Genomic DNA, 14854 nt, shown 5'->3' on the forward strand with positions numbered 1-14854 from the left:
CCGCCTATTTTTGGCCTTCATTCCGCTCTTGAAACAACTGTCAACTGTCCACCTCAGAAGTACAAATATCCATGAGTGGTGCCTGACACCAATTTCCTATAATATAAACATAAACGGTTGTTGCCGCGTATTTTAAAAGATTGGAGTTTTCATTTATGGTTAGGGCTAATTTGAATTTATCAGTTTCTGAGATTTTGGAGCGCGTTAAGGAGTTTGCAGGTAGTGAATGTAAATTAGGGGCGGCCAGTTCTGAGGCTGAATTAGATGCTCAGATAAGAGCAATGAGTAAAGCACAATTGATGGATACATTTATTGATTCTTTTGAAGGAAGCATTAGCAGCACTGAGATTTGTAGTTTTGTAAAAGCTATATTTGATTTTGATTTAGATGTAGTCCCTGTTCTCTCAAAAGAATTGGCAGAACAGCCATCTGAGCCTGCTTCCAAGGAACCTCTAATCAGAAAAATTCTTGACTCGCAATTCAATCAGCCAGGGCAAAGACCAACGGGGGCGGCAATCCGGCAAATCATTAATCAAGTTACTGGGATTAATTTAGATGCCATTTCTTCTTTAGAGGGTGCAAGAATTTCTTTATTTTCAAAGGGAAAATGGGTAGTTCAAAATAACCATGATCTGTTCGTTGTTGATACAGGAGATGGTGATGTAGATGTGAGCGTCTACCCTACAAAGTATTTTACTGCCCAAACGGGATTAACAGAGCTGCCGGCAGAATTACAGTACTCATTGTCCGAATTTGGCTTTAAACATGAAAAACAATCCGGAAATTTCTATTATTCCAATCCGGCTTGTGAGGCTGTCCCGGATTCTTTTAAAGGACAAACCATGGGAGCTATTCTTAAAGTTATCCGAGATTCTTATCGAGATTTATAATGATATATATGTAAACCTGCCTGTTATTGTTTATCCCAGGAGCTTTCTGGCGACACTCCGGGGAGCCTTCTCATGCGCGGCTAGGGGCTCCCCTTATCTCTTACTTTCCAAACGAGGATAAAAACTTCACCCGGTCGCCCATTGGCGGCACATTATTATCGACCAGCGCTACCTCAAGAACAGCAGGGCTATTTCCATTCAACAAGTTATCGATCATGTCTTGAGTGATATCTCTAAGCTCCGTCACCCTAAAACTTGGTATATTCATAGCCGCCGCCATCGCACTAATATTAATCCCCTCTTGTTCAAAGGAAGGATGAGTCCGATTGAACTGCAGGGCATGACCATGGTACACCATTCCTAAGCGAGCATTGTTCATGACAATAAATAGAATCGGCAAATGATATTCCTTAGCTGTTAAAATTTCCATGCCGTGCATGAAAAAGCAGCCGTCTCCTGTAATACAAACCACCGGACGTTCAGGCTCAGCCAGTTGAGAGCCAATAGCAGAGCCAATACCGCTTCCCATCGCTCCAAAATGTACATTAATATTATATGAATCAGTATCTACAACCTTCATGTACTGAATCACATAAGACATAAACTCACCAATATCAACCGTATATCTCGTTGAGACAGGCAAATATTTTTGGATGTTCAAAAGTACATTTTTTGTATTATACTCCTGCCCATCTCCTGCTGCATCACTCTTCACTTCAGCAGCTCGTTTTACCGCTTTTCTTGTGAGTCCCAACGCCCTTAATTCCTCAATCAAAAATAGTAAACTTAAATTAATATCACCAAGAACAGGAAGGTCCACCTTATACTTACGGTTAAATACAGTATGGTCAAAATCCATTTGGACCATAAACCGATCTTTTGTAAGGTTTGCATTATAATTATTCGTTGCTGTTTCACCCAAGCTTGATCCTACAACCAGTAATACTTTACCATCACCTTCGTTAATCAAGTTGGAGGCAGATTCATGACCGGCAAATCCAAACACTCCGGCTAAAAGAGGGTAATCCTCAGGAATATATCCCTTTGCTTGCGGTGTAGTAATAATCGGCCAATTCAGCATTTCTGCCAGCTCTTGTAAATGCTCAACAGAGTTCCGGATTCCCTGTCCCGCGAAAATATACCCATGTTCTCTTGTTACGAGTTCCTTTGCTGTCTCTTTAATGACATTCAGGTCTGGAATAATCGGATTTCTTTTAGCCGCAGCCGGGATGGCCGCTGCCTCAACCTGCTTGTGCTGTACATCGATAGGAAGCGCAATGTGAACAGGTCCCGGCACCCCGGAAATCGCTATTTCCACTGCTTTAACTACTTCCTCAAGAACATTCTTTGACTCCATCACGGTCACGCTATATTTCGTGATCGGCTGAAAAATAGGCTGTGCATCTAATTCCTGTGACGCATTTAACCCTATTGTCGTTACAGGAACAGCACCCGTAATAAATAAAATCGGTAAATGCTCACGCATAGCATTTGCAGCCCCTGTCACAAGGTTGGTTCCGCCAGGACCGCTTGATCCAATACAAACGCTGATTTGATTGGTGTATTTGGCATAAGCCGCAGCCATATAAGAGGCCGCCCCTTCATGTTTGGTAACAATAGGGGTGATCTCTGGCATTTCATTCATTTCGTCAAAAAATGCGTTGACGGAGCCTGCCGGAATCCCGAAAATATGCTTTACGCCACTTCTTTTTAAATACTCCAAAACAATTCTTGCTGCTTTCATAAGCACACCTCACTGTTGAAAATATTTATTTACAATCTCATCCGCTGTTATAGGGCGGCTGAAATAGTAACCCTGCATCAAATAACATTGTCGAGATGCCAAAAATTCAGCTTGTTCCTCTGTCTCTACACCCTCTGCAATCACATTCAGATTTAAGTTTTGGGCTAGTGTAATAATCGTATTTGTTATGGCGGCATCACTCTTTGACATATGCCTTATAAAGGATTTATCAATTTTCAATGTAGATATTGGCATATTCTTCAAATAACCCAAAGAAGAATAGCCTGTCCCAAAATCGTCAATAGCAATATTGATTCCTAAATCTTGGAGCTTTCTCATCGTTTTTAAGGTCAACAATGTATTTTTTACAATTAAATTTTCAGTAAGTTCTAGATGTAAAAATTCAGGTAGCAGCTCTGTTTCTATTAAAATGCTTTTTACCTTGGAAAATAAATTGTTTTGTTCAAACTGTCGGGCTGATAAATTTACAGACATGCTGATTAGCGGATATCCTTGATCATGCCATTGCTTTAATTGCCCGCAGGCTTTTCTTAGAACCCATTCCCCTATAGGAATAATTAATCCTGTCTCTTCTGCAATTGGAATAAATTTATCTGGAGATATAAGGCCATGTTCGGGATGATTCCATCTCAGCAAGGCTTCTACTCTCTCAATCTTCTTCGTTTTATAGTTCATAAGCGGCTGGTAATAAATCACCAGCTCATCTCGTTCAAGAGCTTTGTATAAAGCATTTTCCAGCTTAATCGTTTCAAATGTTCTTGTATCCATTCCTTCACTGAAGAAATGGTAGCTGTTTCCTGATATTTCCTTTGATTTGTACATAGCCGTATCGGCATTTTTAATTAAAATTTCTCCGGTATCGCCGTTATCAGGAAATAGGCTTATCCCAATACTTGTTTTTATATACATTTCATAATCGTTTAGGTGAAATGGACTTGAAAAAGATCCAATAACGCGATTCACTATTTTTAAAACTTCATTTTCATTTTTGATATTAGGTAAATAAATGGTGAATTCATCACCGCCTTGCCGTGATACAGTGGCACTTTCCGGAACACAAACCGTTAACCGATTGGCGACCTGTCTTAGCAGCATATCCCCATAACTGTGCCCCATCGTGTCGTTAACAAACTTAAAGCGATCTAAATCTAAGTATAGAACCGCTAATTTTTCTCCATTTATTTTCGCATGCGTCAGACCTTGATTTAACCGATCTTTTAACAAAACCCTATTCGGCAAATCTGTCAAACTATCAAAATAAGCATGATACCTAATTTCTTCCTCCAATTGCTTTCTTTCAGTAATATCTTTGAAGGTAACGACCTCGCCGACAATCTGATCCCCTTCCTTTATGGAAGAGATGACGTATTCTACCGGAAAGCTGGATCCGTCCTTTCGAAAAAACTCCGCATCCTTACTATTTTGCTTCGTGCAGTTTGCTGTTTGTTTACTAAAAATCAAACAGGCTGGCTTTCCGATTAACTCATTTTTCCTTTCATAACCTAACATCGCGGCTCCAGCCGGATTACAAAACGTAATTTTTCGATTAAGATCCAGTCCAAATATGCCTTCACCTGCGGAGTTAAGAATTAATTCCTTTTCCCGGCTTAAATTCTGTAATTCCGCTACAACACGTTCCAATTCCTTATTTTTCACTTTTACTTCTGAAGTTCTTTCCTCGATAATCAACTCTTGTTTTTCCATAAACAAAAGATTTGATAATGTCGAAGCAGTAGCATCCACTATTGATTGAGCCAGCTGTATTTGTGCTTCAGAATAAAAGAACTCCGAATCATCAAGATTCACAATAGATATTTGCCCTAAAGCCTCCCCCATTGAAATTAACGGAAGCATGAACAGACCGGTAATACCAAAGTTCCTGCAGACCTCATGGTTCGGTCTATCATCAGCAAAAACATCTTGAATGAGGATGGGCTTTTTGGTTTCAATAACCTCTTGCATGACAGCATCATTGCTTTGATCAATGATGATTTTTTTATGCGTATTCATCCAATCTTCTTCTGTCCAGTCACTATCCTTACTTAACTTCGCTGGTTTAATTCTTTTCCCAGCTAATGGATCGAGCAAATGAACTCCCGTATTATAATTATCTAGGACCTTTCCAAGATAGGAAAAACAAATATCAAGACTTTCTTGCATCGTCGAACACATAGATAAACCACGGGTCACATCGAGAAGCAGCTGTTTCTCAGCTATTAGGTTTTCTTTATATGTTAAATTTCTTGAGTTTTGTATTGCAACAGCAGCCATATTGACATAAGCTTCGACCGTTTGAATTTCATCCTCGGTTAAGTTCATTGGAATGCCATAATCAAACAAAAAGACAAGGCCAAATAGCTCTTCTTCAAATGAAATGGGAAGTACAAGTAACGATTTAATTTTAAAGCCTTCGACAGCCCGCGGGTCTGGCCGGCTGTCCTTTGAGGTATCAGGAATATAAATGGCACGTCTGGTTTCTATCACTTCTTTGGCCAGCAGGTCAATTTCCGTATCAATCACATGCATGTCCAGTGTCCAGCCATTAATCACCTCTGGTTTTCCGACATATCCTCTAAATGTCCCATCTTCCTGCGGTAAGTAGATTCCCACAGAGTCACATTGAACAATTTCTTCAGATATTGCGATGGTTACTTGTTCTAATACTTCGCGTAAATCCCGCTTTGTATTAATGATTTTTGTTATGTTTGCAAGTCGAGAATACCTCGTTTGTTCTTTAAACATTCAGATAAACTCCATTCCTTGGCATAGTTTTTTCATTGAATTATCGTCATGTGCTTATAAACATTTTTCGACTTTTTTCTACATTATTCTTATCTAAGTTTACAATACTATTGGTACCATGGATAGATAAATATACATAAATTAGTACTTTAGATAGATATAAATACCCTATTTATTTTGGAAAAACCTGAAGTAATAAAATAGTATTTAGACCTGAATTCAAACCACTTCAAAAAATGACCAAATATAAAAGGCACGAAACCATCTAGGATTTCGTACCTTTTAGAAAAATAAATATCTAGTTATTCAGATAAGCCCAGGCATATTGTGCGTAGAGTTCCGCTCCCGTAGTAAGGGCGTCTTCGTCAATGTTGAATTTGCCGTGGTGGTGTGCCCATTGTGTGTCTTTTTCAGGATTACCGCAGCCTACAAGAGCAAAGCTTCCCGGTGATTGATCCAAATAAAAGCTGAAATCTTCACCGCCCATGGTCGGCTTTTCATTGTACAGTACACCATCTCCGAATGCCGCAGCAGCTACCTTTTGGACAAGGTTGGCACTTTCCTCGTCGTTAATAACTGCTCGGGTGCCGCGGATGTAATCTACCTGCGCCTCCGCTCCGTAAACGGCAGCCACCTGATCAGCATAATGTTTGAGCTGATTTTCAATGTGTTCTCTAGTTTTTGGGTCAAAACAACGTACGGTCCCTTCAATCACCGCATTTTCTGCAATGACATTGAAGCGTGTCCCGACGACCATTTTACCGATTGTAAGTACAGCCGGCTGCTGTGGATCAACCGTTCTTGAGACGACCGTTTGTACATTCATTACGAAAGAAGAGGCAACGATTGCTGCATCAATACAAGCATGTGGTATTGCTCCGTGACCGCCTCTGCCCTTGAATGTTACGGTAAAAAGATCTGCTGATGCAAAAGATGGTCCTGGCGAACAGGAAACTTTGTGCGTTGGCATTTGTGACCAAATATGGATGCCGAAAACGTTATCGACACCTTCCATCGCTCCCTGTTTCACCAATTCATTCGCACCTGTTGCCACTTCCTCAGCTGGCTGGAAAATCAAACGCACATTTCCAGGCAATTCTTCTTTTATTTCACTTAACGCTTTGGCCGCAATTAAGAGCATAGAGGTGTGGGCATCGTGGCCGCATGCATGCATTTTTCCTTCTTCTATTGATGCATAGGGCAGATCCTTGTTTAATTCTTCGACCGTTAATGCATCCATATCAGCTCTTAGCGCGACGGTTTTACCTGGCTTACCGCCTTCAATTGTGGCAATTACGCCAGTCGGTTCAGTTTTTCGATAATGAACCCCCAGCTTCTCAAGATACTCGCAGACAAACGCTGTTGTCTTAAATTCTTCCCACGATAATTCCGGCTCACGATGAAATTTCCGGCGCAGCTCAGTTAGTTCCCCGCTATATTTTTGAATAGCTTCTTTTATTGCTGCATGAATCATTTTTATTCCGCCTCCGTTAATTTCTTTGCTGCCTCATATAGAATCTGTACAGCATTTGCTAAATCCTGCGAATCGGACCATTCTTCCGGACAATGGCTCAGGCCGTCTTTACTTGGGACAAACAGCATGCCTACATCTGTAACATCTGAAAACACCATCGCATCATGGCCAGCCCCGCTGTTTATCGAACAAAACGGAATATTTAATTCACTGCATTTTTCGCTCAAAAGGGCGATAATCTCTTGGTTCATTGCCTTTGGAGGCATATATAATTGCTGCTGCACTGAGTTTTTAATCCCAAACGCATGAAAGGATTCGACTAATTGCTGCACCTGGCCAATCATGTTAAGAATATGTTCTTCTCTTCCGGAGCGGAGATCGACTGTAAAAACTACTTTGTTCGGAATCACATTTGCTCCATTTGGAAAGACGTGAAGGCGCCCCGTTGTGATAACTGAGCCCTCCCCTTCACTTAAAGCAATTTCCGGCAGCTGTGCAATCATCTTAGCAGCCACAACTAACGCATCTGAACGGCGATCCATCGGTGTTGTTCCCGCATGTCCTGCCTTACCCTCTACTGTTATCTCTAATTGGGCTAGGCCAACAATAGCTTCTACCATTCCAATTGGAATACCCTTTTCCTCAAGAATTGGTCCTTGTTCAATATGCAGCTCCAGATAGGCTTTCATTGTTTTCGGATCTCTTTTCTTCGGAAGCGATGGATCCAGCCCGATTTCAGCCATAGCTTCAACTGTTGTAATACCACCCTTATCGGTTAAATTTATAAACTCTTCCTCGCCCAATGACCCGACAATCCCTCTAGACCCCATCAAGCCGCCGCCAAACCGTGAGCCTTCTTCTTCGATTAAAGCGATCACTTCTAACGGATATTTCGGTTTAATTTTATTTTTAGCAAAAAGGGCTGCAACCTCAAGCCCTGCTACCACACCGGCGGGACCGTCATAGGAACCGCCGTTTGGTACAGAATCAAAATGGGAACCGATTAATACACTAGGTGCATCTTTTAATGTCCCTTCAAGCTTGCCGAAGATATTCCCAAGTCCGTCCTCGCTAACTTGTAAACCGTACTCCTTCATTTTTTCCTTTAAATATTCCCTAGCTTGCAAATCCTCCTTGCTATAAGTCAGCCTTGTCGTGCCCTGCCCAGGTGTTGCTGTAAATTGACTTAACGCCTCAATATGACCTTCAATTCGTTGTTTCAAGTCGTTCAATGAATTTCCCTCCAATTATTTCAAGAATCCAACAAATATACCTGCTAAGATAACCGATACAATCGTTACGGTGACGAACCCGCCCACGAGCATCGGCGGCAGCATCCGGCTTGTCAATATCTCTCTTTCCTTTTCATCCTCAGTTAACGATTTTATGACTTCATTTGTAATAATATAATCAGCCGGAAATCCGTATAAAGCTGTTAGTGATACGGCGAACGCCATCTCCTTGCTTACTTTTAACAGCTTGCCGGCAATAAATGAGAAGATATACATCCCGATGACACCTAAAACAATCGTTCCAATCAGCGGATAAATAATTTGAAGCATCATCCCTGGTGTTGCCTGTTTTAACCCATCAAAAATGAACAACATTAACGCCAATAGCGCAAAGCCAAAGCCATTTGCTTTTTGTAGCACCTGCTTTTCGAGAAAACCGACACTTGAAGCAATCACACCGAACAACAGACACAGAACAAACGGACTGATGGATACATACGGTGCCGTTATAGTAGAAACTAGATAAGCAAGGTAGGCCACAACTGCTAATCTAAAAAACTTAAAGAATTCAGTGTTATATTTTTCCGGCATGTGTTTAAACAGTTTAAGTTCCATTTTGCCAGATGCTGATGCCGCAACTACTTCTGCAGCTGCCATTTCTTGTTCATTGAATTCCAATTTCCCGCTGCGGTATTGGCTAAGAAGTCTTTTTCCTTCTTTCTTTAATACAATAGAAGTAAGTGGATATCCTGCAAATCCCTGCATAACGTAGATAACGATGGCAAATACAGAAAGGGAGACAAGGCCCGCTTCCTTTGCGCCTTCTGACATGATCAGGGCAGATACAACGCCGCCGACTAATGGCGGGATAGCAACAACCACTGTGTTAAATCCAAAAATCAGGCTGCCAACTGTTAAAAGAACGACGATAATGCCCAAAATCCCTGATAGTGCAATGACAATGGTCTTCCACTGATTCTTTAATTCCTTTAGCGATAACAATGTGCCCATATTGGTGATTAATAAGTACATCATCATAGTAGCTACAACTGGCGGGATCCCTGCTATCGCAACAATATCTTTTGGAAAAAATGTCCAATAACCTGCTAGGAATAAAATAGCACAGATAAAAATGGACGGCACCCACGCTTTTGTGCGGACAGCCACTGCGTCCCCGATAAATAAAATTAAAATTAAAATGACTAATGCTAGCATTTGTGACAATTGAATCACTTCGCTTTCTCTAGGATGTATTATTCAAATTATTAAAAATTATGTTACTAGAATAATAATATAATTATATTTTTCAGTCAATTTATATTATTTAAATTTTTCTTGCAACCGTTTCCAACACACGCTATTACTCATGTGGTATTTTTTGTTATAGGGGAATAAAGAAATTATTAATATTTGAATAACAAAAAGATGCCTGACACCAATTGGGTGTCAGGCACCTATATTTAAACTATCTGCAAAATTCTACGAATATGGAATTGTCGTCTTGTCGCAGCATTCGAGTGCCGCGCCATCCTTGTGCCAGTTTCTCCTGCTGAGCGGAAATATCCCCCATGTTGATAAAAATGGTTTCCTTCCAGATTGGCTGCTCAGTTTCCGGCAGTTCTTTTACAAAAGTATAGCGTAATTGCCCGCCGTATTTCTCTTTCAAGGCAGTAATCTGCATCCCTTGGGCAAACTTATCTTTCAAGCTTGGGATGTTAAACGGAGCCACAGTACAGCAAACATAACGAAAATCATGCGCTTCCTTTCCCAATTCCTCCATAATCAGTTGGGCAAGCTTCTTTTGCAAACAGTTCCCGCGGTATTCCGGCAGTACATTCGAAATTTCTTGATAAATAACAGCAGGCAGTTCTGCCATCGTTAAACCGATATCAAATCCTAAGTGTTCCGGGTCATCATGCTTCGGAACGAGCAATGCTCGGAAGGCAATCAATTCTTCTTCGGCAAACGCTCCAACCATCATTCCATTTCCTTCCAGGATATATTGGTACTCCTCTTCCGAAAGCGGCTGAAGGGCTCCCTGTTTATCCATGCTTGCTACAACCCGCTCCTGGACACTTAAAACACTTGGCAAATCTATTGATGATAATCTTCTGACTGAAAACGGTACATCACCGTTTTTTGAGAGTATACCGTTAAAAATTGCACTCACAACAAACTCCCTCCTACCGAACATTGTCCTGAAATACTGTTAACTCCTTAAGAATTTCCTCGTTGACCTCGACTCCTAGACCTGGCTGCTCTGTTAAACGGATAAACGGAACGTCGTAGGCCAGATTACCAATATCCATTGAAAACTTTAATGGCCCCGTTAACTCAACACTGGTAATCACTTTTTTGGAAAAAGCTACATGAAAACCGGCTGCCGAACCAACAGATGATTCAACCATAGACCCTACTTGGCACTCCATTCCTGCCAGCTCCGCCTGATGAGCTAATTTTACCGCCGGGTAGATGCCGCCACATTTCATCAATTTAATATTCACTTTGTCCGCCGCTCGTTTTTGGATAATTTCCCGCATTTCCCTTGTTCCCTTTAAGCCTTCGTCGATCATAAGGGGAATGGTTGTTTTAGATTTCACCTCAACCATCGCATCAATGTCATCGGCAGCAACCGGTTGTTCTATCCAGTCAATTTGGTAGTCTTCCAATTGTTTTACCGCCGTCAGTGTAGCTGCGCTGGTTTTCCAACCTTGGTTTACATCCACTCGGATCGCTATGCCAGACCCGGCTTGAGCCCGCACTGCCTTAATGCGTTCAATGTCATCCTTAACATTTGTCCCCACCTTCATTTTAAAAGACCGATAGCCCTTCTCCACCATTTGCGCAGCTTCTGCCGCCATTTTTTCAGGTGCTGCAATACTTAACACATGAGTAATAGGGAATTTCTCATGATAGCGCCCGCCAATCAGCTGGTACACTGGCTGCTGCAGTTTTTTCCCCATAATGTCAAAGCAGGCAATATCAATTGCCGCCTTAGCTGCTGGTGCTGAATAAATCGTATTGTTCATCAGCTCATGAATTTTCTCAATTTCCATCGGATTTTTCCCTATTAAAACAGGTCCAATCGTGTTTTTAAGGATATGAAATACACCTTCCCAAGTTTCGCCTGTTACATGTTCATCCGGCACCGCCTCGCCATAACCAACAATTCCTTCATCGGTCACTATCTTCGTAATAATAGAAGGCATATCTGGATAAGTGTGATAGCTGATAACAAAAGGTTCAATTAAAGGTAAGCGAATGGCATAAAGTTCAATCTCAGTAATTTTCATCATGATTCATCCTTTCAAAATTTACAAGATTTCATTCATTTGATATAGTTGTCGTTAAATAGACGCTAATTCGCACTAGGAGGCGCTGAAAACGTGAGTACAAAGATTGCTGTCATTGGATCAAGCGAGTTTATTGCAAGAATTCTACCTGTCGCATCCGATTTTTCAGATGTTGAAATTGATCCATATGTTTATCAAGAGCCACAGGAGGCCGCCGAGCTGGTAACACAATTAAAGCCGTGTGATATAGTGTTATTCGCCGGTGCCTTAGCATACTTTTTTTCAAAAAAGCAGCATGAAAAACTGCCAATCCCATCCCTTTACCTAGCAACAGATGAAATGACAGTAGCCTCTTCGTTTCTTTCTATATTATACACGAAAAAACTGGCACTTGAACGAATTTCAATCGATATGATTGACTCGTCTGTTGTTCATAATGTATTGACAGAACTTGGCTCAAATGTTCCTCCCATGCATGTACTCGACTACCAGGACATGGTGGATATCCAATTTGAATTAGATAAAATTGTTGCTTTTCACAAGAAGCTATGGGACCAAGGAAAAATTGATCTTGCTCTAACAAGTGTGCATGCTGCTTACAATCGCTTAGAAACACTCGGAATTCCTGCCATGAGACTCACTGATCCAAAAATTTCATTGCTCCGCGGCCTCGAAAAAGCCAAAGCACAAGCGGAATTGTTCAAACGCAAAGCCGCTCAAGTGGCGGTTGGTTATATTTCTGCAAATGTTTTAGTCGACCAACCTAACAATCTCATCCGTGAGCTTCCTACCCCTATTCAGGAGTTGAAAACAGGATTATTTGTTTTCTACAGTACCAGGGGTGAAATTGAGGCCATACTCAGCAGGAATCAGCTCTTTAACTTTGTTAAAGATTGGGATGATCTCATTAAAATGGGCATAGGCTACGGTGCTACCCTTACAGACGCCGAACAAAATGCCAAGGCGGCATTAAGGTTTGCCGAAAAAGATACTGATGACTTATGCGGGTACATCCTGACCGAGGAAAAGCAATTGCTGGGGCCCTTCCCGCATGAACATAAACAGCATCAATTGAAGAATGATCATCCCGAAATTGTCCAGGTTGCGAAACAAACTAGATTAAGTCCCGGCAATCTCTCCAAGATTATCGAATTCAGCAAGTCACGGAAGGACGTGCATTTCACCGCTGCCGATCTAGCCGACTACTTAAAGGTAACAAGGCGTTCTACGGAGCGGATTCTGAAAAAATTGGCCGATCACGGTTTTGTTAAAGTTGTTGGCGAAGAAATGACTTACCAACAAGGCCGGCCAAGGGCGATTTATGAACTAAATATGCCTGTTTATCTATAAGAATAAGTTAAAGGAAAGTTTGTTAAGGGAAACTTTCCTTTTTATATTTGTGCGTTACTTGTGGATAGCTGCTCATTACACGCGGATGCGTCCCGACATCTGTGGATAAAGCTCTTTTCCTTGGATTTAATCGGCTTCTTGCGAATACCCTCCTTTATTTGTGGATGCTTCCGTATTAGCTGTGTATAACTACCGATTGTTTGTGGATAGTTTTACTTTTATTGTGGGTAACTATCCACTGATTGTGGGTAAATACCCCACATTTGTGGATATTTCTCCTTTTCTAGTGGATAACTCCTTTCCACTTACAGGACTCCCGCTTATACGTTTTACACGGCCGCTGTTTCCTCTTCTTCTTTTCCAGCCTGAAGCATCTCGGCTTCTGATAGCTTAGTAATCGTAATTCCTGTTAAAGCATAAAAAATTGAAATAATCGGTACGATGAAATTTAAGATAGCAAACGGCGCATATTGAAATGCCTGGACTCCAAGTGTTCCAGCAATGAACACACCGCACGTATTCCATGGGACAAATACAGAGGTTAAGGTCCCTCCATCTTCTAATGCCCGGGATAAATTTTTCGAATGAAGTCCTTTTTCCCGATAAGCATTCGCGTACATCCGGGATGGAATAACAATGGAAATGTACTGTTCGGAACAAGTGGCATTAGTCGCAAAGCAAGAAACAACGGTTGATGCAACAACCCCTTTGGCGGTCTTTGCCAGTTTTAAAATTTGTTTGACAATCGCATCAAGCATTCCTGTATTTTCAAGAATCCCGCCAAAGGTCATGGCTACGATAGTCATTGAAACCGTATACATCATTGAATCCAAACCGCCGCCGGTAAACAGTTTATCGACCATTTTGTTCCCTGTATCAATCACATACCCGCTTTGAAGAGCAGTTAGGGCAGATGAAACTGAACCGCCTTGAATGAAAATTTGCGAGAGAAATCCTAAGATGATCCCAATAATTAAAGCAGGAATGGCTGGTACCTTTTTAGCTACTAAAACTATAACCAGCACCGGAATGATTAATAGAAATGGCGAGATCACAAAGCTTTTCTGAAGTACATCCATTGTTTGGTTAATACTTGCCGTATCCATACCTGCAGCTCCGAACTTGAATCCCATGATACCATAGGCAACAAACGCAATAACCAGCCCTGGGATTGTTGTGTACAGCATATGGCGGATATGAACGAATAAATCGGTACCTGTTAAACCTGAGGCAAGGTTGGTCGTATCGGAGAGCGGCGACATTTTATCGCCAAAATAAGAGCCGGAAATAATCGCACCCGCTATCATCGGTGCCGGGATTCCCATGCTGAGCCCAATCCCCATACCAGCAACACCGATTGTCCCCATCGTTGACCAAGAGCTGCCAATAGCTAACGAAACTATGGCACATATCGCACAGATGGAAACTAGGAAAAGTGAAGGGGTAATGATTTTTAATCCATAAAAAATCATTGTTGCCACAATTCCGCCGCCAATCCAGGCACCGATCGTAAGTCCTACGAGCATGATGATGACAACTGCCGGGAGGGCAAGGCGAATCCCTTTATACATCATTTTTTCAATATCATCCCATTTAAATCCAACACGCCAGGCCACAAGTGAAGCAATCGACGTTCCAAAAATAAGCGGCATATGCGGCCCCTGTTCAAGATAAACAACCGTTATGGCCATTACGATAATCATCGCGGCGAGCGGAATAATCGCCAGCTTAAAAGGTATTTCTTTTTTCATAAAGCTCCCCCTAAAGTAATTTATTTTGAATTAAGAAGCAATTCATTTAAACTAACTAGTTGTCGTTAAATAGACGTTAATATTATAGTAAAACACCCCTTAATATTCCGTCAATTTGTTTTTCGATTTTTCGGAAAAATAAATACAAAGAGGGTGTCCCAAAAGTAGATAACTTTTAGGGACATTCCCTCTTTTGTTTATGTACTCTGAATTTGGTCTGTTGGTTTCCGCTCCAATCAACAGAGTGAAAAAAATAAGTCATTATTCTTTGTACAAAAAAATAAGAAAATCATCCCATTTGGTAAACATAACAGGGGTTTCAATCGCTTTTCGTTAAGAGGCCCTTTCCAAAAATAT

General features: G+C 41.3%; 10 protein-coding genes. 2 read left to right on the forward strand and 8 right to left on the reverse strand.

Annotation, left to right across the window (positions count from 1 at the left end; all coding sequences use genetic code 11):
• Positions 1-155 precede the first annotated feature (155 nt).
• Positions 156-890: a hypothetical protein gene (locus IE222_RS15300; RefSeq protein WP_223282729.1), complete on the forward strand. Its 735-nt coding sequence runs from the start codon at positions 156-158 to the stop codon at positions 888-890.
• Positions 891-990: 100 nt separating this feature from the next.
• On the opposite strand, the gene IE222_RS15305 is transcribed toward IE222_RS15300, so the two are convergent.
• From IE222_RS15305 to IE222_RS15335, 7 genes are all read right to left on the reverse strand, one after another.
• Positions 991-2634, reverse strand: coding sequence for a thiamine pyrophosphate-binding protein (locus IE222_RS15305; protein WP_191274264.1), 1644 nt, complete (start codon positions 2632-2634; stop codon positions 991-993).
• 9 nt (positions 2635-2643) lie between these two features.
• Positions 2644-5397, reverse strand: a complete 2754-nt coding sequence (locus IE222_RS15310) for a bifunctional diguanylate cyclase/phosphodiesterase (protein ID WP_191274266.1) — start codon at positions 5395-5397, stop codon at positions 2644-2646.
• A 298-nt stretch (positions 5398-5695) separates the two neighbouring features.
• Positions 5696-6871 (reverse strand): amidohydrolase, encoded by a 1176-nt coding sequence (locus IE222_RS15315; RefSeq protein ID WP_191274268.1) that lies wholly within the window; start codon positions 6869-6871, stop codon positions 5696-5698.
• 2 nt (positions 6872-6873) lie between these two features.
• A complete protein-coding gene (locus IE222_RS15320) occupies positions 6874-8103 on the reverse strand; it encodes a Zn-dependent hydrolase (protein ID WP_191274270.1) in 1230 nt (409 codons plus the stop codon).
• Between the two features lie 15 nt (positions 8104-8118).
• Positions 8119-9327, reverse strand: a complete 1209-nt coding sequence (locus IE222_RS15325) for a hypothetical protein (protein WP_191274444.1) — start codon at positions 9325-9327, stop codon at positions 8119-8121.
• A gap of 241 nt (positions 9328-9568) precedes the next feature.
• A complete protein-coding gene (locus tag IE222_RS15330) occupies positions 9569-10273 on the reverse strand; it encodes a GNAT family N-acetyltransferase (RefSeq protein ID WP_191274272.1) in 705 nt (234 codons plus the stop codon).
• Between the two features lie 13 nt (positions 10274-10286).
• Positions 10287-11396 carry a mandelate racemase/muconate lactonizing enzyme family protein gene (locus IE222_RS15335; protein ID WP_191274274.1) on the reverse strand — a complete coding sequence of 370 codons (1110 nt, stop codon included), beginning with the start codon at positions 11394-11396 and terminating at the stop codon, positions 10287-10289.
• Between the two features lie 93 nt (positions 11397-11489).
• On the opposite strand from IE222_RS15335, the gene IE222_RS15340 reads away from it, so the two are divergent.
• Entirely contained in the window at positions 11490-12746 is a 1257-nt protein-coding gene (locus IE222_RS15340) for a helix-turn-helix domain-containing protein (protein WP_191274276.1), read from the forward strand.
• Positions 12747-13075: 329 nt separating this feature from the next.
• On the opposite strand, the gene nhaC is transcribed toward IE222_RS15340, so the two are convergent.
• Complete coding sequence (gene nhaC / locus IE222_RS15345) at positions 13076-14497, reverse strand: Na+/H+ antiporter NhaC (RefSeq protein WP_191274278.1); 1422 nt, start codon at positions 14495-14497, stop codon at positions 13076-13078.
• Between the last annotated feature and the right edge of the window lie 357 nt (positions 14498-14854).

Source organism: Neobacillus kokaensis, from assembly GCF_014656545.1.
Taxonomy (GTDB): domain Bacteria; phylum Bacillota; class Bacilli; order Bacillales; family Cytobacillaceae; genus Neobacillus; species Neobacillus kokaensis.

Bases quoted from the DNA above. Each gene is read 5' to 3' on its own strand.
- IE222_RS15300 (WP_223282729.1), top strand. From the start codon at position 156: ATGGTTAGGGCTAATTTGAATTTATCAGTTTCTGAGATTTTGGAGCGC.
- IE222_RS15305 (WP_191274264.1), bottom strand. From the start codon at position 2,634: ATGAAAGCAGCAAGAATTGTTTTGGAGTATTTAAAAAGAAGTGGCGTA.
- IE222_RS15310 (WP_191274266.1), bottom strand. From the start codon at position 5,397: ATGTTTAAAGAACAAACGAGGTATTCTCGACTTGCAAACATAACAAAA.
- IE222_RS15315 (WP_191274268.1), bottom strand. From the start codon at position 6,871: ATGATTCATGCAGCAATAAAAGAAGCTATTCAAAAATATAGCGGGGAA.
- IE222_RS15335 (WP_191274274.1), bottom strand. From the start codon at position 11,396: ATGAAAATTACTGAGATTGAACTTTATGCCATTCGCTTACCTTTAATT.
- nhaC (WP_191274278.1), bottom strand. From the start codon at position 14,497: ATGAAAAAAGAAATACCTTTTAAGCTGGCGATTATTCCGCTCGCCGCG.